Origin of the sequence: Campylobacter concisus, from assembly GCF_002913225.1 — a bacterium.
Taxonomy (GTDB): domain Bacteria; phylum Campylobacterota; class Campylobacteria; order Campylobacterales; family Campylobacteraceae; genus Campylobacter_A; species Campylobacter_A concisus_J.
On sequence record NZ_PPAW01000057.1, the window covers coordinates 84613 to 104424 of the forward strand.

The following is a 19812-nucleotide window of genomic DNA, read 5'->3' on the forward strand; positions in this document are numbered from 1 at the left end:
AATGGCATTAAAAAGAGAAATTCAAGGTGTTGTTTTACAAAAAGCTGGAGATAAGACAGCTACTATTTTGGTAGAAAGACGCGTTATGCACCCAAGATACCATAAATTTGTAAAACGCTTTAAAAAGTATTTAGTTCATGATGAGAAAAATGAGACAAGAGCAGGCGATACAGTTGTTGCAGTTGAGTGCAGACCACTTTCAGCTCGCAAGAATTTTCGCTTAAAAGCTGTATTGGCAAAGGGAGTTGAGTAATGATTCAAAGTTTTACAAGACTTGCAGTTGCTGATAACAGCGGTGCAAAAGAGTTAATGTGTATAAAAGTTCTTGGCGGCAGCAAAAGAAGATACGCTACACTTGGCGATATCATAGTTTGCTCTGTTAAAAAAGCTCTTCCAAATGGTAAGATCAAAAAAGGACAGGTTGTAAAAGCTGTTGTTGTAAGAACTAAAAGAGAGGTTCAAAGAGATAATGGTTCGCTAATCCGCTTTGACGAGAACGCAGCTGTTATACTTGATAGCAAAAAAGAGCCAGTCGGCACTCGTATTTTTGGACCAGTTGGACGTGAAGTTAGATATGCTAACTTTATGAAGATTGTTTCGCTAGCTCCGGAGGTTTTATAATGGCTAATGTAAAATTTAAAGTCAAAAAAGGCGATACTGTAAAGATCATCGCTGGTGACGATAAAGGCAAAACTGGTAAAATTTTAGCAGTTCTTGCAAAAAAAGGTCAGGTTATAGTTGAGGGATGCAAAGTAGCTAAAAAAGCTATCAAACCAAGCGAAAAAACTCCAAATGGTGGTCACGTAAATAAAGAGATGCCAATTGACATATCAAACGTCGCGAAAGTTGAAGGATAAGAGATATGAGTAGATTAAAAGATAAATTTAACGAAACTATCAAGCCAGCTCTCGTAAAAGAATTTGACATCAAAAATCCAATGCTTATCCCTGCGCTCGAGAAGATCGTGATCAGTGTAGGTGCTGGAGACTCTGCGAAAGATCAGAAAGTGCTTCAAAATATGGCTGATACCATTTCACTTATCGCTGGACAAAAAGCAGTTATCACTGATGCTAAAAAATCAGTTGCTGGCTTTAAAGTTCGCGAAGGTTTCCCTGTTGGTATCAAAGTAACTTTAAGAAAAGAGCAAATGTATGCTTTCTTAGATAAGCTAATAAGCGTTGCTCTTCCAAGAGTTAAAGACTTCCGTGGTCTTCCAAAAAATGGCTTTGATGGACGTGGAAACTATAACTTCGGTCTTAGCGAGCAGCTAATGTTTCCAGAGGTTGAGTATGATAAAATTTTACGAACTCATGGTATGAATATTACGATTGCTACTACGGCTAAAAATGATAAAGAGGCATTCAAATTGCTAGAGCTATTTGGTGTGCCGTTTGCAAAAGGAAAGTAAAATGGCAAAGAAATCAATGATAGCAAAAGCTGCACGCAAGCCAAAATTTGCAGTTCGCGGCTATACTAGATGCCAAATTTGCGGTCGTCCGCACTCTGTTTATAAAGATTTTGGAATTTGCCGTGTTTGCCTAAGAAAAATGGCTAACGAAGGCCTAATACCTGGTCTTAAAAAAGCAAGTTGGTAAGGAAGAGAAATGTTGAACGATTTAATATCAGATGGATTAACACGCATTAGAAATGCAAGTATGAGAAGACTTGAGACTGCGAAATTGCTTCATTCTAAGGTTGTTGAGGCTACTCTTTCTATCCTTGCAGCAAAAGGCTATGTAGAGAGCTACAACGTTATCGAAGAAGGTAACAAGAAATTTATAAACGTAGTTTTAAAGTATGACGAATACGGCAGAAGCGTTATAAACGAGCTTAAAAGGGTTTCAAAACCTGGTCGCCGTGTTTATCAAGGCAAAGACGACATTAAGCGTTTTAAAAATGGTTACGGAACAGTTATCGTTAGCACAAGCAAAGGCGTTATGAGCGGTATTGAGGCAAGTAAAGCTGGCGTTGGCGGCGAGGTTCTTTGCACCGTTTGGTAATAAACTGCGTTAAAAGCGCTATTTTGACCTTATAGCTTAAGGTTAAAATTTCTTTTTAGCTAGGTGAAATTTTATATTTCGCCAAAGCTAAATCTAGAAATTCAAATGAAGGTTTCGTCAAATTTGACGATCAAATTTACGGCATTGTGGTGTTTATTCGTAAATGTAGGAACACCCTAGACAAGTAAAGGAAAAAAATGTCACGTATTGGAAAACAGCCTATCGCTATCCCAAGTGGTGTAGACGTTAGCGTTGAAAATAATGTCCTAAAATTTAAAAAGGGCAATCACTTAAAAGAGCTTGACACAAAAGGTCACGTTGATGTCAAGATAGAAAATGGTCATATAGTTTTTGCTCCAAAGGGCGAAGATCGCCAAAGCAGAGCTTACTGGGGAACATATAGAGCACTTGCTAACAACATCGTAACTGGTATCACTCATGGCTTTACTCGCCAGCTTGAGATCAACGGTGTTGGTTACAAAGCAGCTGCAAAAGGTAAAATTTTAGAGCTTTCTCTTGGTTTTTCACACCTTATCAACTATGAGCTACCAGCAGGCGTTGAAGCTAGCGTTGATAAAAACGTTATTACTATCAAAGGTGACGACAAACAAGTAGTAGGTCAAGTGGCTGCTCAAGTTAGAGGATTTAGACCACCTGAGCCATATAAAGGCAAAGGCGTTAAATATCTAGAAGAACGTATCATCCGCAAAGCGGGCAAGACATCTAAGAAGTAAGGAGCGGTAAATGACAACAAAAGTACTAAAAAGAAAAATCGCTCTTAGAATTAAGAGAAAAAGAAGAATCAGAGGTAAAATTTCTGGTGTTGCAACTTGCCCAAGAGTTTCTATTTTCAAATCAAACAGAACCCTTTATGTTCAAGCGATTGACGATGTTACAGCTACTACACTAGCTGCAGTTGATGGTAGAAAAATAGGCATAAAAGCAAATAAAGAAGGTGCGGTCACTTTAGCTAAAGAATTTGCTAAGGCTTTAAAAGCTAAGAAGATAGATGTTGCAATTTTTGATAGAAATGGTTATTTGTATCATGGCGTTATCGCAGCATTTGCTGAAGCTTTAAGAGAAAATGGCATCAAGCTATAACCCAAAGGAAAATCGATGGAAAAATATAATAGAGAAGAATTTGAAGAAGTAATCGTCGATATCGGTCGGGTTACAAAGGTTGTTAAAGGTGGTCGTAGATTTAGATTTACAGCTTTAGTTGTTGTTGGTAATAGAAATGGCCTAGTTGGCTTTGGATATGGCAAAGCTAAAGAGGTACCAGATGCGATGAGAAAAGCGATTGATGACGCATTTAAAAATATTATCCACGTTAAGATCAAGGGCACAACTATCCCTCACGATGTAGAGGTAAAATACAACGCAAGTAGAATGCTACTTCGCCCAGCTAGCGAAGGTACTGGTGTTATTGCTGGTGGTAGTGCGCGTCCTATTATCGAGCTTGCAGGTATTAAGGATATCCTTACTAAATCACTTGGCTCAAACAACTCAGCAAACGTCGTTCGTGCTACTATAAAAGCACTTAGTTTGCTAAAAAGCTAAGAGAAAGGAGTTAAGATGGCATTAGAAAAATTAACACCTGCTGCAGGTTCAACTCATGCAACTAAAAGAATAGGTCGTGGTCAAGGCAGTGGCAATGGCAAAACTGCTGGCAAAGGTAATAAAGGTCAAAGAGCAAGAAAAGGCTACAATGAAAAAAGAGGTTTTGAGGGCGGACAACAACCACTTCAAAGACGTCTTCCAAAGGTAGGCTTTGCTTCTAAATTTGAAAAACCTTATGTTATCAATGTTGAAAAGATCGCAGCTATAAAAGAGCTTGCGGAAATTTCAATCGCAACAATAGCTAGCGTTCATAAAATTTCAAAGAGCGTTACTAAGATAAAACTAATCGGTGCAAGCGCAAAAGCTCTTGCTTCAAAGATCAAAGACGAGAACGTTAGCGTTAGCGGAACAAAATAATGGATAAAACACTGACCAACAAGATTTTAATCACGTTGGCATTTTTGTTCGCATACAGGATACTGGCTTATGTGCCAGTTCCTGGTGTTAATGTCGACGTAATTAAAGAATTTTTCAATTCAAACAATAGCAACGCCTTGGGTCTATTTAATATGTTTAGTGGTAAGGCTGCTGAGCGTTTAAGTATCATATCTCTAGGCATCATGCCTTACATCACAGCTTCGATCATCATGGAGCTTCTAGCAGCGACATTTCCAAAGTTAGGTCAGATGAAAAAAGAGCGCGACGGTATGCAAAAATATATGCAAATCATACGTTATGCGACTATCGTTATCACTCTTGTGCAATCAATCGGCGTCTCTATCGGACTTCAAAGCTTAAGCGGTCGTGGTGGCGAGCAAGCTATCATGATAGATATGAATTTATTTATCGCGATCTCTGCTGTATCTATGCTAACTGGCACCATGCTACTTATGTGGATAGGTGAGCAGATCACGCAGCGTGGTATAGGCAATGGTATAAGTCTTATCATCTTTGCGGGCATCGTCTCTGGCATACCTAGTGCGATCGGTGGAACTGTAAATTTGGTAAATACTTCTGAGATGAATTTCCTAACAGTCATCGCTATTTTGGTAATTATTTTAGCGACCATTGGTGCTATTATCTTTGTCGAGATGGGCGAAAGACGTATCCCTATTTCTTACTCAAGAAAAGTGATAATGGAAAATCAAAACAAACGTATAATGAACTATATACCGATAAAAGTAAATTTAAGTGGCGTTATCCCACCGATATTTGCTAGTGCGATTTTGATGTTTCCAAGCACTATTTTGCAGGCTAGCACAAATCCAGTAATCCAAGCTATCAACGACTTTTTAAGTCCAAATGGCTATATGTTTAACGTTTTGACATTTTTATTTATCATCTTCTTTGCGTTTTTCTATGCATCAATCGTGTTTAACACAAAAGATATAAGTGAAAATTTGAAAAAACAAGGCGGATTTATCCCAGGTGTTAGACCAGGCGAGAGTACAGCTAGCTATCTAAATGAAGTAGCTGGCAGGCTAACTTTAGGCGGTGCTTTATACTTGGGCATCATTTCAACATTACCTTGGGTACTTGTAAAGACTATGGGCGTACCATTTTATTTTGGCGGTACATCAGTTCTTATCGTGGTTTCAGTAGCACTTGATACGATGAGACGTATAGAAGCTCAGTCTTATACAAATAAATATCAAACTCTAAGTGCAGTAGGTCTATAAAATGGCTATCACGCTAAAAAGACCAGCTGAGATAGAGAAAATGAGAGCGGCGAACAAGATCGTCGCTCGAACACTTGATCACGTTTCTACGATCATAAAATCTGGAATTTCCCTTATTGAGATAGATAAAATTTGTGAAGATATGATAAGAGCTGCTGGAGCAAAACCCGCCTTTAAAGGGCTTTATGGCTTTCCAAATGCAGCTTGCATAAGCGTCAATGAAGTGGTGATCCACGGAATTCCAAACGAATACAAACTAAAAGAGGGCGATATCGTTAGTGTAGATATTGGCTCAAATTTAGATGGTTATTTTGGTGATTCGGCTAGGACATTTGGAGTTGGTAAAATTTCAAAAGAAGACGAGGCTTTGATCGCTTGCTCAAAAGACGCGCTATATTTTGCAATTGATTTCATAAGAGCTGGTATGCACTTTAAAGAGGTTAGCTATGAGCTTGAGAAATTTATTCTTGGTAGAGGCTATATACCTTTGCGCGGATATTGCGGTCACGGCATAGGCAAAAGGCCACACGAAGAGCCAGAAATTCCAAACTATCTTGAAGGAAACAACCCAAAAGCTGGACCAAAGATAAAAGAGGGAATGGTTTTTTGTATAGAGCCGATGATTTGCCAAAAAGATGGCACGCCAGTTTTAGGAAGCGATAACTGGAAAGTAACCTCAAAAGATGGTTTGAGAACTAGCCATTATGAGCATTGTATGGCGATAGTTAATGGTAAAGCCGAAATTTTAAGCCAAGCATAAAATTTATAGCAAATTTAAAGAAAGGAGAGTTTGTGGCAAAAGACGATGTCATTGAGATTGATGGAAATGTTGTTGAAGCACTGCCAAATGCAACTTTTAAAGTTGAGCTTGACAACAAACATATAATTTTATGTCATATCGCCGGAAAGATGAGAATGCATTATATAAAGATAATGCCTGGCGACCGCGTAAAAGTAGAACTTACGCCATATAGCCTAGACAAGGGCAGGATCACTTATAGATATAAGTAAATTTGATTTTGTGGCAAATATACTAAGTAAATTTAAAGCTGGTTTTGGGTAAAATCCAAGCTTTGCGAAAAGCTGTATGAAGAATTATTTTCAAAGTTCCCCACTTATTTTGAAAATAGTTGGTTTAAATTATTTCTTTAGACCTGATGCAGCCCCTAAAAAAGTGGAATAAATTTTTAGGAGACTAAAATGAAAGTTCGTCCTTCTGTAAAGAAGATGTGTGACAAATGTAAAATTGTCAAACGTAGTGGCATAATTCGTGTTATCTGCGAAAATCCAAAACATAAACAAAGACAAGGATAAGGCATGGCACGTATTGCAGGTGTAGATTTACCAAACAAAAAGAGAATAGAGTATGGTTTGACTTATATCTATGGTATAGGTCTTTACAAATCTCGTCAAATCCTTGACGCAGCTGGAATTTCTTATGATAAGAGAGTTTATGAGCTTAGCGAAGACGAAGCAGCAGCTATCCGTAAAGAAATTCAAGAGCACCATATCGTTGAGGGTGATTTGAGAAAACAAGTTGCTATGGATATCAAAGCTCTTATGGATCTTGGAAGTTATAGAGGTCTTCGCCACAGAAAGGGTCTTCCTGTTCGTGGTCAAAAGACTAAAACTAATGCTAGAACCAGAAAAGGCAGACGTAAAACTGTCGGTGCGGCTACTAAGTAAGGCAAGGGTTAAAGGATAATAAATGGCGAAAAGAAAAATTGTTAAGAAAAAAGTAGTTAGAAAAAGTATAGCCAAAGGTATCGTTTATATCAGTGCAACATTTAACAATACTATGGTAACTGTAACTGATGAAATGGGAAATGCCATTGCATGGAGTAGTGCAGGTGGCTTAGGCTTTAAAGGTAGTAAAAAATCAACTCCTTACGCAGCTCAACAAGCAGTTGAAGACGCTTTAACAAAAGCAAAAGAGCACGGCATAAAAGAAGTTGGCATCAAGGTTCAAGGTCCAGGTAGCGGACGTGAAACGGCTGTTAAGAGTGTAGGTGGTGTAGAAGGTATAAAAGTAACTTTCTTCAAAGACATCACACCTTTACCACACAATGGTTGCAGACCGCCAAAACGCCGCCGCGTATAATTAGAGAAAATTAGGAGAAATTATTATGGCTAGATATACAGGACCTGTTGAAAAATTAGAAAGACGTCTTGGTGTGTCTCTTGCGTTAAAAGGCGAAAGAAGACTTGCTGGTAAAAGTGCTTTAGAAAAAAGACCTTATGCACCAGGACAACACGGACAAAGAAGAGCAAAAATAAGCGAATATGGCTTACAACTTCGCGAGAAGCAAAAAGCTAAATTTATGTATGGCGTTTCAGAGAAACAATTTAGAAGATTGTTCCAAGAAGCAGCACGCCGCGAGGGCAACACTGGTGCTCTTTTGGTTCAACTACTAGAGCAGAGATTAGACAATGTTGTTTACAGAATGGGCTTTGCAACGACTCGTCGTTTTGCTCGCCAGCTTGTAACTCACGGACATATTTTAGTAAATGGCAAGAGAGTGGATATCCCATCTTACAGAGTAGAGCCAGGCTCTAAAGTAGAAGTTGCTGAGAAATCTAAAAACAATCCACAAATCGTTCGTGCGATCGATCTTACAGCTCAAACTGGCATCGTTGCATGGGTAGATGTGGAAAAAGAGAAAAAATTTGGAATTTTCACTAGAAATCCAGAAAGAGAAGAGGTTATCATTCCTGTTGAGGAAAGATTTATAGTAGAGCTTTATTCGAAATAATAGAGGGTATAAAGATGAGAAAGATTACTACATCAGCTTATATGCCAACTGAAATAGAAGTTAAAAGTGTTAGCGAAAATGTTGCTAACATTACAGCATATCCTTTTGAAGCAGGTTATGCTGTTACTTTGGCTCACCCACTACGCCGTCTTCTTTACACAAGTACAGTAGGCTTTGCCCCTATTGGTGTAAAGATAAAAGGCGTTAGCCACGAATTTGATAGTATGCGCGGCATGCTTGAAGACGTAGCGTTTTTTATTATAAATTTGAAAAAGATCAGATTTAAGTTAAAAAGCGGCAGTGAGCGTGAAGTTATAGAGTATAGCTTTAAAGGACCAAAAGAGATAACTGGCGCTGACCTAAATAACGACCTAGTTGAGATCGTTAATCCAGATGCATATCTTGCGACTATCAACGAAGATGCTGAGTTAAATTTCTCAGTTATCATCCAAAAAGGTATCGGATATGTTCCTAGTGAAGAGATCAGAGAAGAGATCGAAGACGACTTTATCGCACTTGACGCTTTCTTTACACCAGTTAAAAAAGCAGTTTACGATATACAAAACGTCTTGGTTGAAGATGACCCAGACTACGAGAAAATCGTATTTACGATTACAACAGATGGTCAAGTTGGTCCAGTAGAAGCTTTTAAAAATTGTTTAGAAGCTATGTATCAGCAAATGTCAGTATTTAAAGGAATTTTGGATATTGATGTTAGTGCCCCAGTTGCTAGCTCAAGCGTAAGTGGCGAGTTCTCAAAGCTACTTTCTAGTGTAGAAGATCTAAATTTAAGCGCTAGAAGTTTTAACTGCCTTGACAAAGCCGATATAAGGTTTATCGGTGAGCTTGCGTTGATGGACGAAAACGAGCTTAAAGAGCTTAAAAATTTAGGTAAAAAATCTCTTGAAGAGATAAAAGCGGTTATGGAAGAGATAGGCTATCCAGTTGGTGTCGATGTGTTAAAAGATAGCAAAGAGCAACTCAGAAAGAAAATAACCGAGCTAAAATCACAAATGAGTGCAAAAGAATAAAAGGACAATAGATGAGACATAAACACGGATATCGCAAACTTGGTAGAACGTCATCTCATAGATCTGCATTGCTTAAGAATTTAGCGATAGCTATCATCAAAAGCGAAAAGATAGAGACAACTTTACCAAAAGCAAAAGAGCTTAGAAGCTATGTTGAAAAGCTTATCACAAGAGCTAGAAAGGGCGATTCTAACGCTCACAGAGCAGTATTTGCTTCTTTGCAAGACAAAGAGACTACAAATAAGCTAGTTACTGAAGTAGCTCCAAAGTTTAAAGAGCGCAACGGTGGCTATACAAGGATCATTAAAACTCGCGTTCGCAGAGGCGACGCAGCTGAGATGGCTTATATAGAGCTAGTAGCTGAATAATCCCCAGAGAGCCTATCTGGCTCTCTTTTCTTTCTAAATTTGCCTTTTTTGCTTTTTATAAATTTTCATTTTTAAAAGCTTTTTAAAATTATCCATCCTGTTTTCAAGTAAATTTACAAGTTAGAATACTATAAAGTTTTGGCTTTTGGAGTGTTTGAGGTGATGACACGTAGCTAATGCAAATTTATATAATGGCGTTAAACCAAAAAATAACTAGATGATCATGACGTAAAATTTAATACACTCAAAAATCCCTATAATATACCTATAAATTTTTAACTCTTTCGGGGGAGTTTTATAAAAAGCATAAAGATGTAGTTGAGAAATTCAAAAAGGCTCAGGATGAAATTTTAGCCTACATCAAAGCAAACGAGGACGAGGCGCTTAAATTTACGGCTGAAGAGACTGGGCTTAGCATAGAGGCTGTAAAGAGCATGTATCCTCAGTACGACTTTAGCTCAAAGATCACGGCTGAAGATATAAAAGCGCTTGAAGCTACGCAAGAATTTATGCTTGAAAGCAAGATGATCGAGCAAAAAATAGATATAAAATCACTTCTACTAAACTAAACTTAAAGGGCAAATTTGCCCTTTTTTCTCACAAAAAACCACCAAATTTTAAAGCCAAAACGCCCCCAGCAAAAGCCTAGAAAACGTTTGTTTGCACTTTATCTGCTATAATAGCTAAAAAATTTAAGGAAAAAATATGATCCCATTTAGTGATGAAGAGCTTTTAAAACCAGTGGCTGCGAGTTTGCAAAAGGTGCTACCGATGCTTGAAAATGACGGCGGTGGCATGGAGCTACTTGGTATAAAAAATGGCAAAATTTACGTAAGACTCACAGGACATTGCCACGGATGTGCGGCTAGCACGACCACGCTAAAATACGGCATCGAAAGGCAACTTCGCATCGACATTCACCCAGAGCTTGAGGTCATAAACGTCCCAATAGGCGAGGAATTTGACATTGATAGATTATAAAAAAATAGGCATAAAATATTTCAAACGCTCTAAATTTAAAGATGCGATCTTTTACTTTTCGCTAGCCTACGAAAAGACGCAGGAGAAAAATTTACTATTTTTGATACAAATTTGCTCTCTTGGCGAGGAAAATGCCGAGGAGGCAAAGCTCTTGTTTGACTACTACATGGCGAAGGTAAGAGCTGGCGAAGACGACGAGGGCGTGGAGGAAATTTTAAAAATTTTAGAGTCCAGAGACGAGGAGAGCGAGTACTTTGAGGAGCAAGACGCGATCAGCTACGAGGACTTTAAAAGGGCTGTTTATAAGGACGGCAGCTTTAAAAAGGTTTTTGAAAACATCATGTTCTCAACGAAGGTGATGATCTCAAACAAAGACGATTTTTTGGAGTTTTTAGGAAATTTGATAAAAAATGACTTCATTGATATGAGCATGAACTACCTTGAGAGTGCGGCGGTGATGTTTGGCGGAGACGAGCGTATAGATCAGCTTTTTAAAGAGATACAAAAAAGACAAAACGATGAAAATATCAGTAGAAAATAGCTTCATAACAGATGATTCAAACGAGTGCGAACAGGGTGCATACTTTGTGCAAACCACTGCAAATGCGAAATTTGCAGAGGACGCGGTAAAAAAGGGCGCAAAGATAATCACCCTTGAAGAGTGCAAAAAGCTTTTAAAAATAGACGAAAGCTTAAAGATAGTTGGCATCACGGGCACAAATGGCAAGACCACGACGGCTGCGGCTATCTACGAGACCCTGCGAAATTTAGGTAAAAAATGCGGCCTAAGTGGCACCAGAGGGGCATTTATAGAGGGCGAGCAGATAGATGATAAGGCGCTTACGACAAGTGCCATTTTAAAGACGCTCTCATATCTCAAAGTAGCCAGCGAACAGGGCTGTGAGTACTTCGTGATGGAGGTTAGCTCACATGCGATCGCTCAAAAACGCATAGAGAGCTTAAATTTTGCTCTTAAAATTTTTACAAACCTAACGCAAGATCACCTCGACTACCACAATAGTATGGAAGAGTACGCGAGGGTAAAATCAAGCTTCTTTGACGATGAGAGCGTAAAGCTCATAAACATTGACGATGGTGGAGTTAAATTTAACCCAAAAAACGCCTACACATACGCGATCAAAAAGCCAGCTAGTTTTGCGCCGATAGTTTATGGGCTAAAAGACGGCATAGACGCAGTTATAAAGACGCCAAATGGCGATGTGGAGATAGACTCAAGCCTTCAAGGCGAGTTTAATCTCTACAACCTAATCGCAGCCCTTGGCGCCGTTTGCCTGCTTGAGCGTCCAGACGCAGCCGCACTTTCAAAGGCGATAAGTAAATTTAAAGGCGTGAGCGGCAGGATGGAGGTCGTTAGCACCGATCCGCTAATCATCGTAGACTTTGCTCATACGCCAGATGGCATAGAAAAGGTGCTAAACTCGCTTAGACATCTAAATTTGATAGCAGTCTTTGGTGCAGGCGGCGACAGAGATAGGACAAAGCGCCCTAAAATGGGAGCGATAGCCCAAAAATACGCAAGAATTTGCATCGTCACAAGTGATAATCCAAGAAGCGAAGAGCCAGAGAGCATAATAGACGAAATTTGCGCTGGCATGAGCCAAAATGAAAATTTGATACGAAACGCCAACCGAAAAGAGGCGATCGCGCTAGCCATTAGCAAGCTAGAGCCTGGCTGGGCGCTTGTCATACTTGGCAAAGGCGACGAGCCATATCAGGATATAAAAGGCGTCAAGCACCCATTTAGCGACAAAGAAGTAGTAAAAGAGCTTTTAAAGAGGTAAAAATGAATATAGAAATTTTAGCTAGTAAGATCCACAGGGCCGTCGTAACAGATGCAAATTTAAACTATGTTGGCTCGATCAGCATCGGCGAGGAGCTTATAAAGGCTGCAAATTTGATAGAAAATCAAAAGGTTGAAATTTTAGATGTAAATAATGGCGAGAGATTTGCCACATACGTGATAAAGGGCAAAAAGGGTGAAATTTGCCTAAACGGCGCAGCTGCTAGAAAGGTCTGCGTAGGAGACGTGGTCATCATCGTGGCGTATGCTAGTATGAAATTTAAAAAGGCTAAGAAATTTAAGCCAACCATCGTGCATGTAAATAACAAAAACGAGATCATAAAGGAGTAGGCGATGTTTGAGGGATTTGACTTTTCAAAGATGGGGCAGATGCTTGAGGATGTGCAAAAGCAAGCCAAGCAGATGGAAGAAGAGAGTAAAAATAAAGAATTTGGAGCAAAAAGCGGCGGTGGGCTGGTGAGCGTTAGAGCAAACGGCAACGGCGAGATACTTGATATCAGCATAGATGATAGCTTGCTTGAAGATAAAGAGAGCATGCAAATTTTGCTAATAAGCGCCGTAAATGATGTGCTAAAATCAGTTGAGGCCGATAAGAAAAACACCGCTTCAAGGATGCTTGGCGGGCTTGCTTCGATGGGGATAAAATGAGACTAAAATATAAATTTGCCCTTGCTTTTTTGCTATCAGCACTTTGCCTAAATGCCGATCCTAGGCCTACACAAGAGGACTTTAACGCCTGCTTTGAAAAGAACAAAAACTCAATCGTCTCAGTTAATAAACACTTTGGCGTGGCTATCACTAAAAATTTGATCGCAGTGCCAAAAAGCGAGGGGGCGCCACTTGGTGAATATGTCAAATTTGACCCGTATTTGCAGCTCTTTTTGGTACGCTCTAGCAAGGAGCTAAGCCCAGTTGTGATGGCTGATGAGACTAATGAGGAGCGCATAAAAAAGAGCACTTGGGTTGGCATCTTAAATGACGCAAACAACACCGTCATGGGTCACATCAAGTCTTTAGGGCAAAATTTAGGCGACTTTGATACGCTAAGCTTCGAGTATAACGCAACTGGCGAGATAAACACGCCTTGTTGTAAGATGATAGGCATAGCTGTTGGAGCTGATAAATTTATACCAAATCGCTATTTAAAGCACTTTGTATCTTACGATGACGTATATTACGGCGATATCGGCGTGAAATTCTTGCAAAAAGAGGATAAATTTTTTGTGGGTCTTGTTGATCCACTGGGCCGCGGCAAGATGATGATGGTAGATGATGAGCTTGTTACGATAAATGGGATCAAGCCAAAGAGCCTAAGAGAGCTAAATGAGATGGTGCTTTTTGCTCCAAAGGGTGCAAAACTGGACATCATCGTGAAGCGTGATAGGCAGGAGCTACTCTTTCAAGTGCCAGTAAGCGGGGATGTGAAATTTAACCAAAGCCTTGATATAGACGCCCTTTCAAGTCTTGATCTGCCAAATTTAAATGTCATGCCAAAGTCGCCTGAGAGCTTGCTTGATGATAAAGTTTTGGTGGATTATGGTATCACGGTTGATAAAAATTTAGTCGTTACTAAGGTCGAGCCAAAGTCAAATGCCGACATCTTTGGCATCAAGATCGGCGATAAAATTTTAGGCTACAACAAAGAGAGCGTGAGCAATCGCGAGGAGCTTTTAGAAAAGATAAGCGATCTGCAAAATTTCGTGCTTTTATTTACTAGAAACGACTTTCAGTTCTTTGCAAGAGTGCCAAAATGAGCCTACTTGAGGACTTCGTAAAATTTCTAAATGCAAATTTGCCAAAGGCGCCTGGCTTTCACCCTTACTACGAGGAGGCGCTTGGCGTCATGCTAAAGGCTGGAGGCAAGCACTTTAGGGCACTTTTGCTTCTTGGCGTGGTTGAAAATGTGGATAAAAGCCTCACGCAAAAGGCGATGAGAGTGGCTTTGGGACTTGAGATGATGCATACATACTCGCTCATCCACGATGATCTGCCTTCGATGGATAACGCAAGCCTAAGGCGCGGCACACCAACGCTTCACGTAACCTACGACGAGACGACTGCGATACTTGCAGGAGATGCGCTAAATACGCATGCTTTTTATGAAATTTCACGTGCTGAGTTGCCAGCCGACACACGTATAAAATGCGTTGAAATTTTAAGCCAAAATGCTGGCGTTAGCGGCATGGTGCTAGGGCAGGCGCTGGATTGTTTTTTTGAAAATACAAACAAAGAGGACATCAAAAGAGCAAAGGCTAAATTTGGCCTCTCTGGCAAGATGCTAAGCCTTGATGAGCTAGTCTTTTTACACATCCATAAAACCGCAAAGCTCATCGCTGCAAGCCTAAAAATGGGCGCTGTAATAGTAAATTTAAGCAAAACAGAGTGCGAGAAAATTTATGATATCGGCTTAAAGCTTGGGCTTGCTTTTCAGATACAAGACGACATCATCGATCTTACAAGCGACGAAGCGGCCGCTGGAAAGCCCGTGCATAACGACCTAGCGAAAAACTCATTTACAAATTTACTTGGTCTATCTGGCGCAAAAAAGAAAAAAGATGAGCTTATTTGCGAGATAGAAGAGGCACTAAAGCAGATAGATGCAAACATCGCAAAAATGATCTTGGAGCTTACAGACAAGCACCTAAGATAAGCGCGTAAATTTCGTAAATTTATATCACTTTTTAGACATTTTGGGCAAAAATGCAAGGCAAGTTTTAATCACTTTTTTGTATAATCTGACGCAATAAAAAGGAGATCATATGCTAAAAAAACAAGCCGATACTATAAGATTTTTGTGCACTGATATGGTGCAAAACGCTAACAGCGGACACCCAGGTGCTCCTATGGGCCTAGCTGATATCATGGTAGTTTTAAGCAATTTTTTAAAACACAACCCTAAAAATCCAAAATGGCTGAACAGAGATAGGCTCGTTTTTAGCGGTGGTCACGCATCAAGCTTGGTTTATAGCTTCTTGCACCTAAGCGGCTACGATCTAAGCCTAGACGAGCTTAAAAATTTCCGCCAACTTGGCTCAAACACTCCAGGACACCCAGAAATTCATACTCCAGGCGTTGAGATGGCTACTGGCCCGCTTGGTCAAGGCGTAGCAAATGCAGTTGGTCTAGCCATGGCAGAAAAATACGCTGCAAACGTGCTAAACGAGCCAGACAATAAAATCATCGATCATAAAATTTACTGCCTTTGCGGCGACGGCGACCTAGAAGAGGGCATAAGCTACGAGGCATGTTCGGTGGCTGGAAATTTAAGACTAGATAACCTTGTGCTCATCTATGACTCAAACAACATCACGATCGAGGGCGACACAGCGATCGCATTTAGCGAGGATGTCAAGGCTAGGTTTGAGGCGCAGGGCTGGGAGGTCGCACGCATCGACGGACACGACTATAACCAGATCGAATTTGCACTTGAGCAAGCTAGCGAGAAAGAGTCGCCATATCTCATAATCGCAAACACACGCATAGCACGCGGCGCAATGGAGCTTGAGGGCAGCCACCACAGCCACGGCGCACCACTTGGCGAAGAGATCATCAAAAAGGCAAAGGTTGCAGCTGGCTTTGACCCTGAGAAGAAATTTGTAATTGACGAGGACGTGCTTTTAAGATTTAGAGGTGCAGTTGAAAAGGGCGATCTTGAAGAGGCTATGTGGAACAAAAAGGTTGAGGCATTAAGTGCTGAGGGTAAAAATTTATTAAACTCACTTCTAAATCCAGACTTTAGCAGGCTCGAATTCCCAGACTTTAGCGATAAAAAGCTAGCCACAAGAGATACAAACCACGTCATTTTAAATGAGATAGCTAAAAAACTCCCTGGATTTATCGGCGGTAGTGCAGATCTTGCTCCTTCAAACAAGACCGAGCTAAAGGGCATGGGCGACTTCCCAAATGGCAAAAACATCCACTATGGCATCAGAGAACACGCCATGGCAGCTATCAACAATGGCATCGCCAGATACGGCCTTTTCTTGCCATTTTCAGCGACATTTTTCATCTTCAGCGACTATCTAAAGCCAAGTGCGAGGATAGCAGCGCTAATGGGCATCAAGCACTTTTTTGTCTTCACACACGATAGCATCGGCGTTGGCGAAGATGGTCCGACGCACCAGCCTATCGAGCAGCTTAGCACATTTAGAGCTATGCCAAATTTCTACACTTTCCGCCCAGCTGATGGCAACGAAAACGCAGCTAGCTGGCACGCGGCGCTAAATTTAAACGCTCCAAGTGCATTTGTGCTTAGCCGCCAAGGGCTTGAGCCACTTGCAAAAGGCGAATTTGGCGAGGTTAGTAACGGCGCATATCTTCTAAGCTCGGCAAAAGATGCGAAGATAACATTTATAGCAAGCGGCAGCGAGGTTTCGCTCTGCGTAAAAGCAGCTGCACTTCTAGCTGAGCAAGGTATCGGCGCAAATATCGTATCAGCGCCTTGTTTTGACCTGCTTTGCGAGCAGCCAGCTGAGTATGTGGCTAGAATTTTAGATAAAAACACAACGATCATCGCAGTTGAGGCCGCAACTGGCTATGAGTGGTATAAATTTGCCGACGCAGTTTATGGCATGAACAGCTTTGGCGCTAGTGGCAAGGCGAACGAGCTATTTGATCACTTCGGATTTACTCCGCAAAAGCTTGCAAATTTTGCTAGCGAACTTATATAAAATTTAACTTTGGGGAGTAAAATCCCCAACTGCAATCTACAATCAAAAAAGGCATTTTATGGAAATTTCTCACGTTATCGTTTTGGCCTTGGTGCAAGGCATAAGCGAGTTTTTGCCGATATCTAGCTCGGCTCATCTCATCTTGGTGCCAAAGCTACTTGGCTGGCCAGATCAAGGGCTTGCTTTTGACGTGGCAGTGCATGTTGGTACGCTAAGCGCGATACTTTTTTATTTTAAAGATACGATTTTTAAGCTACTTCGCGACTTTTTTGCCTCGATCGCGCAACGAAAGATGGTGGGCGATAGCCTGCTTGTCTGGTGCGTGGGATTTGCCACTATCCCAGTGGGGATTTTTGGACTTTTGTTTAACAACGTGATTGAAGAGTACGCAAGAAGCGGCGTTGTGATCGCTGTTACTACGATCGTCTTTGGCATCGCACTTTACTTTGCTGATCTTCGCTCAACAAACAAAAGCGAATACGAAATGACCATAAAATTTGCTCTCATCATCGGTTTAGCGCAGGCTGTGGCGCTCATCCCTGGCGTCTCAAGATCAGGCATAACGATGACAGCGGCACTTTTTTTAGGATTTAGCCACAAAGGCAGTGCAAATTTCTCATTTTTACTTTCGATACCTGTCATCATCCTAGCTGGCGGACTTGAGAGCATCAAGCTTATAAAAGATCCAAACGCCTTGCCATGGAGCGACATCGCCCTTGGCGTCATCATAAGTGCAGTTAGTGCTTATATCTGCGTGAAGCTATTTATGGGGATCATCTCAAGGATCAGGATGCTACCTTTTGTCATTTACCGCTTGATCTTGGGTGCGTTTTTGCTCTATCTGTTTTTATAAATTTAAGTTGTAAAAGGGCTAGGTTGGATAGACCTAGCCAAAATGATAAATTTGCCAAAAAGCTTGGCAAATTTACTCCTCTTTTTTATCTTTTTTTATGACGTTTATGAAGTCTTTTGCAGCCTGATATGCTCTGTCGCCAAATTTCTTAGCTTCTGTTTTTATATCCATTTGTTTGATATCTTCAAGCTTGTCGTTCGCCTTTTTCTCAAACTCCGCGATATCTTGTTTGAGGCCTTCAAGCTTATCATTAGCGTCAAAATTTAGCTTTAGCTTTTTGCTCTTGTCATTTAGCTCTTGCTTTAGGGCTTCAAATTTATTGTTCGCTTCGCTCACAAGCTTTGCAACGCCGTTTGACTTTAGCTCTTCAAGCCTTGAGCTGATCTGCTCTATCGCTTGATCGCTTATGCGTTTAAATTTTGCTAGGTTTGTGTCAAGCTCGCTATTTATCACGCTTTCGATCTCGCTTTTAGCTACGCCATCAAATTCGTTTTCAAGCTCTTTAAGAAGCGCTATAAACTCTTCATCCACGTTTTTTAAATTTAAAAGCTGTGAGTTTAGCCTTAGCTCGTCCGGGGCAAATTTAGCCTCATCTTTTAGCTTTTCAATAGCTCTTAAAATGCCATCTCTAGTGCCATTTATCGCGCCTTTTATGAGCTCTTTTGCAAAGATATGCCCCTCATTTGCTAAATTTCCAGCTGCACTGATGATATTTTTTGAAATTTCAAACATTCGCTCTTTGCTAAACTCCCCGCCTCTTATCGCAGAATAGGTCATATTTTTAGCTATCGCGCCAGCGGTCTCTTCTACGTCCTTTGCGCCCTCAAGCGTCGTTAAAAAGGCGATTTGAGCGCTCTCTTTTAAGATGCCAAGCATTCTCGTTTCTCTAATGATCGCATTGTTTAAAAGCTCTAAAATTTCCTCTTTTTCGCCAAAATTTCTATCTTTTACGACCTCTTCAGCCGCTTCAAATGAAATTTTTAGCCTATTTTTTATCTCTTCACGCTTTGCCTCGATGGCTCTATTTATCTCATCTCTTTTATCAAATAGCTCATAAAGCTCCTTCTCTTCGCCACTAACTAGAGCTTGATTTATCCCCTCCATCGCGCTTTTTAGATTTTTAGCATTTATGAGGCTCTCTTTGTCCATCTTGTCGTAAAGCTCGTTCATCTTTTGCTTCAAAAGATCAGGCAGTGCGTTTTCATCTTTGTCTGAGACATCCTTAAAAAAGTCGTTGCAAAGAGCCTTTATGCTAGTTAGTAGCCCCTCGCTCTCTTTATAATCACGTAAATTTTGTTCAAGTTTATCCATATTTTTGCCTTATAAAACGTATTTTGCTTCGTGTTTTAGCGCTGAAAATATCTCCAGCCTCTCTTCTTCGCTTAAAACTAGCACGGCTAGATCGTAGCTCGCGTACTTTTTATCCTTGCTAAATTTTGAAAAAACTAGCTTAAATTCTCTATCTTTTACTATCTCTTTTACCTTCTCTTCGGCATTTACGCCAGCGTCAAAGATCGCCTTATACTCCCAGTGTGTTGGGTAGTCGATTTTTGCCTTTTTGTTATTTAGATCGCATATATTCGCCACTTTTGCCTCCTGTTTTGCTCTCTAGCACGATGTTACTGATCTCCATACCTTTATCTATGGCTTTTACCATGTCGTAAATGGTTAAAAGTCCCACGCTCACGCCTGTTAGCGCCTCCATCTCAACGCCTGTTTTGCCCTCTATCTTGACACTCACGTAAAGCTTAAAAGCGCAAATTTCAGGCAGCTCCTCGATGTCACAATCCACACCCAAAATGGCTAGTGGATGGCACATAGGTATTAGCTCGCTTGTCTTTTTAGCGCCCATTATCGCAGCGACGACGGCTGTTTGGATGACTGGGCCTTTTTTGCCTGTATTTTCTTTGATCGCCTTAAAAGCATCTTTGCTCATTTTGATGATCCCGCTAGCAGTTGCTACTCTTTTTGTGGGATCTTTTGGGCTTACATCGACCATCTTTGGACGGTCTTTTTCATCTAAATGTGTTAGCATTATCTCTCCTTTTTTTGGTGGATTATAGCCTATTTAAGCAAATTTAAGTTATCAGCAAAT

Annotated in this window: 32 protein-coding genes; 29 read left to right on the forward strand and 3 right to left on the reverse strand. The window is 40.5% G+C overall.

Features of this window, described 5'->3' with window-relative positions:
- The first annotated feature begins 1 nt into the window (after window position 1).
- From rpsQ to CYP26_RS09270, 29 genes are all read left to right on the forward strand, one after another.
- Complete coding sequence (gene rpsQ / locus CYP26_RS09130) at window positions 2-253, forward strand: 30S ribosomal protein S17 (RefSeq protein WP_002941511.1); 252 nt, start codon at window positions 2-4, stop codon at window positions 251-253.
- Window positions 253-621: a 50S ribosomal protein L14 gene (gene rplN / locus CYP26_RS09135; RefSeq protein WP_002941516.1), complete on the forward strand. Its 369-nt coding sequence runs from the start codon at window positions 253-255 to the stop codon at window positions 619-621. Before rpsQ ends, rplN begins: the two co-directional genes overlap by 1 nt.
- The gene (gene rplX, locus CYP26_RS09140; RefSeq protein ID WP_009295260.1) at window positions 621-857 is read left to right on the forward strand and encodes a 50S ribosomal protein L24; all 237 of its coding nucleotides are present in this window, start codon (window positions 621-623) and stop codon (window positions 855-857) included. Before rplN ends, rplX begins: the two co-directional genes overlap by 1 nt.
- A 5-nt stretch (window positions 858-862) precedes the next feature.
- A complete protein-coding gene (gene rplE, locus CYP26_RS09145; RefSeq protein ID WP_002941643.1) occupies window positions 863-1408 on the forward strand; it encodes a 50S ribosomal protein L5 in 546 nt (181 codons plus the stop codon).
- Between the two features lies 1 nt (window position 1409).
- Complete coding sequence (locus tag CYP26_RS09150) at window positions 1410-1595, forward strand: type Z 30S ribosomal protein S14 (protein WP_002941532.1); 186 nt, start codon at window positions 1410-1412, stop codon at window positions 1593-1595.
- Between the two features lie 9 nt (window positions 1596-1604).
- On the forward strand, window positions 1605-2000 hold the full coding sequence (rpsH, locus tag CYP26_RS09155) for a 30S ribosomal protein S8 (protein WP_009295261.1): 396 nt from the start codon (window positions 1605-1607) through the stop codon (window positions 1998-2000).
- A gap of 197 nt (window positions 2001-2197) precedes the next feature.
- Window positions 2198-2734, forward strand: a complete 537-nt coding sequence (gene rplF / locus CYP26_RS09160) for a 50S ribosomal protein L6 (protein WP_002941606.1) — start codon at window positions 2198-2200, stop codon at window positions 2732-2734.
- Window positions 2735-2744: 10 nt separating this feature from the next.
- Window positions 2745-3101: a 50S ribosomal protein L18 gene (rplR, locus tag CYP26_RS09165; protein ID WP_087583626.1), complete on the forward strand. Its 357-nt coding sequence runs from the start codon at window positions 2745-2747 to the stop codon at window positions 3099-3101.
- A gap of 15 nt (window positions 3102-3116) precedes the next feature.
- Window positions 3117-3560 carry a 30S ribosomal protein S5 gene (gene rpsE / locus CYP26_RS09170; protein ID WP_002941646.1) on the forward strand — a complete coding sequence of 148 codons (444 nt, stop codon included), beginning with the start codon at window positions 3117-3119 and terminating at the stop codon, window positions 3558-3560.
- Window positions 3561-3575: 15 nt separating this feature from the next.
- The gene (gene rplO, locus CYP26_RS09175) at window positions 3576-3977 is read left to right on the forward strand and encodes a 50S ribosomal protein L15 (RefSeq protein ID WP_002941506.1); all 402 of its coding nucleotides are present in this window, start codon (window positions 3576-3578) and stop codon (window positions 3975-3977) included.
- A complete protein-coding gene (secY, locus tag CYP26_RS09180) occupies window positions 3977-5239 on the forward strand; it encodes a preprotein translocase subunit SecY (protein WP_009295263.1) in 1263 nt (420 codons plus the stop codon). The genes rplO and secY overlap by 1 nt, the downstream gene beginning before the upstream one ends.
- Before the next feature lies 1 nt (window position 5240).
- Window positions 5241-5999, forward strand: coding sequence for a type I methionyl aminopeptidase (gene map, locus CYP26_RS09185; protein ID WP_103631169.1), 759 nt, complete (start codon window positions 5241-5243; stop codon window positions 5997-5999).
- A gap of 32 nt (window positions 6000-6031) precedes the next feature.
- The gene (gene infA, locus CYP26_RS09190; RefSeq protein WP_002848031.1) at window positions 6032-6250 is read left to right on the forward strand and encodes a translation initiation factor IF-1; all 219 of its coding nucleotides are present in this window, start codon (window positions 6032-6034) and stop codon (window positions 6248-6250) included.
- Between the two features lie 189 nt (window positions 6251-6439).
- Window positions 6440-6553, forward strand: coding sequence for a 50S ribosomal protein L36 (gene rpmJ, locus CYP26_RS09195; RefSeq protein WP_002941545.1), 114 nt, complete (start codon window positions 6440-6442; stop codon window positions 6551-6553).
- A 3-nt stretch (window positions 6554-6556) separates the two neighbouring features.
- Window positions 6557-6925: a 30S ribosomal protein S13 gene (gene rpsM, locus CYP26_RS09200; RefSeq protein WP_002941610.1), complete on the forward strand. Its 369-nt coding sequence runs from the start codon at window positions 6557-6559 to the stop codon at window positions 6923-6925.
- A 22-nt stretch (window positions 6926-6947) separates the two neighbouring features.
- Window positions 6948-7340: a 30S ribosomal protein S11 gene (gene rpsK, locus CYP26_RS09205; protein ID WP_021092633.1), complete on the forward strand. Its 393-nt coding sequence runs from the start codon at window positions 6948-6950 to the stop codon at window positions 7338-7340.
- Between the two features lie 25 nt (window positions 7341-7365).
- Entirely contained in the window at window positions 7366-7992 is a 627-nt protein-coding gene (gene rpsD / locus CYP26_RS09210; protein WP_002941501.1) for a 30S ribosomal protein S4, read from the forward strand.
- A 14-nt stretch (window positions 7993-8006) separates the two neighbouring features.
- On the forward strand, window positions 8007-9023 hold the full coding sequence (locus CYP26_RS09215; RefSeq protein WP_103631170.1) for a DNA-directed RNA polymerase subunit alpha: 1017 nt from the start codon (window positions 8007-8009) through the stop codon (window positions 9021-9023).
- A gap of 11 nt (window positions 9024-9034) precedes the next feature.
- Window positions 9035-9391 (forward strand): 50S ribosomal protein L17, encoded by a 357-nt coding sequence (gene rplQ / locus CYP26_RS09220; protein WP_002941584.1) that lies wholly within the window; start codon window positions 9035-9037, stop codon window positions 9389-9391.
- Window positions 9392-9825: 434 nt separating this feature from the next.
- A complete protein-coding gene (locus CYP26_RS10560) occupies window positions 9826-9960 on the forward strand; it encodes a hypothetical protein (RefSeq protein WP_258031473.1) in 135 nt (44 codons plus the stop codon).
- A 136-nt stretch (window positions 9961-10096) separates the two neighbouring features.
- Window positions 10097-10372, forward strand: coding sequence for a NifU family protein (locus tag CYP26_RS09230; RefSeq protein ID WP_103631171.1), 276 nt, complete (start codon window positions 10097-10099; stop codon window positions 10370-10372).
- Window positions 10359-10913 (forward strand): hypothetical protein, encoded by a 555-nt coding sequence (locus CYP26_RS09235; RefSeq protein ID WP_009295268.1) that lies wholly within the window; start codon window positions 10359-10361, stop codon window positions 10911-10913. Before CYP26_RS09230 ends, CYP26_RS09235 begins: the two co-directional genes overlap by 14 nt.
- Window positions 10891-12174, forward strand: a complete 1284-nt coding sequence (locus CYP26_RS09240) for a UDP-N-acetylmuramoyl-L-alanyl-D-glutamate--2,6-diaminopimelate ligase (protein WP_103631172.1) — start codon at window positions 10891-10893, stop codon at window positions 12172-12174. Before CYP26_RS09235 ends, CYP26_RS09240 begins: the two co-directional genes overlap by 23 nt.
- 2 nt (window positions 12175-12176) lie before the next feature.
- Window positions 12177-12524: an aspartate 1-decarboxylase gene (gene panD, locus CYP26_RS09245; protein ID WP_002941539.1), complete on the forward strand. Its 348-nt coding sequence runs from the start codon at window positions 12177-12179 to the stop codon at window positions 12522-12524.
- Window positions 12525-12527: 3 nt separating this feature from the next.
- On the forward strand, window positions 12528-12842 hold the full coding sequence (locus CYP26_RS09250; protein WP_103602369.1) for a YbaB/EbfC family nucleoid-associated protein: 315 nt from the start codon (window positions 12528-12530) through the stop codon (window positions 12840-12842).
- Window positions 12839-13948 carry a DUF7488 domain-containing protein gene (locus CYP26_RS09255; protein ID WP_103631173.1) on the forward strand — a complete coding sequence of 370 codons (1110 nt, stop codon included), beginning with the start codon at window positions 12839-12841 and terminating at the stop codon, window positions 13946-13948. Before CYP26_RS09250 ends, CYP26_RS09255 begins: the two co-directional genes overlap by 4 nt.
- On the forward strand, window positions 13945-14844 hold the full coding sequence (locus CYP26_RS09260) for a polyprenyl synthetase family protein (protein ID WP_103631174.1): 900 nt from the start codon (window positions 13945-13947) through the stop codon (window positions 14842-14844). Before CYP26_RS09255 ends, CYP26_RS09260 begins: the two co-directional genes overlap by 4 nt.
- Window positions 14845-14953: 109 nt before the next feature.
- The gene (gene tkt / locus CYP26_RS09265; protein WP_103631175.1) at window positions 14954-16864 is read left to right on the forward strand and encodes a transketolase; all 1911 of its coding nucleotides are present in this window, start codon (window positions 14954-14956) and stop codon (window positions 16862-16864) included.
- A 58-nt stretch (window positions 16865-16922) separates the two neighbouring features.
- A complete protein-coding gene (locus tag CYP26_RS09270; protein WP_103595077.1) occupies window positions 16923-17717 on the forward strand; it encodes an undecaprenyl-diphosphate phosphatase in 795 nt (264 codons plus the stop codon).
- A gap of 72 nt (window positions 17718-17789) precedes the next feature.
- On the opposite strand, the gene CYP26_RS09275 is transcribed toward CYP26_RS09270, so the two are convergent.
- The 3 genes from CYP26_RS09275 to moaC are packed head-to-tail and all read right to left on the reverse strand — an operon-like array spanning window position 17790 to window position 19755.
- Window positions 17790-19028, reverse strand: coding sequence for a hypothetical protein (locus tag CYP26_RS09275; protein ID WP_103631176.1), 1239 nt, complete (start codon window positions 19026-19028; stop codon window positions 17790-17792).
- Window positions 19029-19037: 9 nt separating this feature from the next.
- A complete protein-coding gene (locus CYP26_RS09280; RefSeq protein ID WP_103617612.1) occupies window positions 19038-19304 on the reverse strand; it encodes an HP0495 family protein in 267 nt (88 codons plus the stop codon).
- The gene (gene moaC / locus CYP26_RS09285) at window positions 19279-19755 is read right to left on the reverse strand and encodes a cyclic pyranopterin monophosphate synthase MoaC (RefSeq protein WP_180997186.1); all 477 of its coding nucleotides are present in this window, start codon (window positions 19753-19755) and stop codon (window positions 19279-19281) included. The genes CYP26_RS09280 and moaC overlap by 26 nt, the downstream gene beginning before the upstream one ends.
- Window positions 19756-19812: the final 57 nt, after the last annotated feature.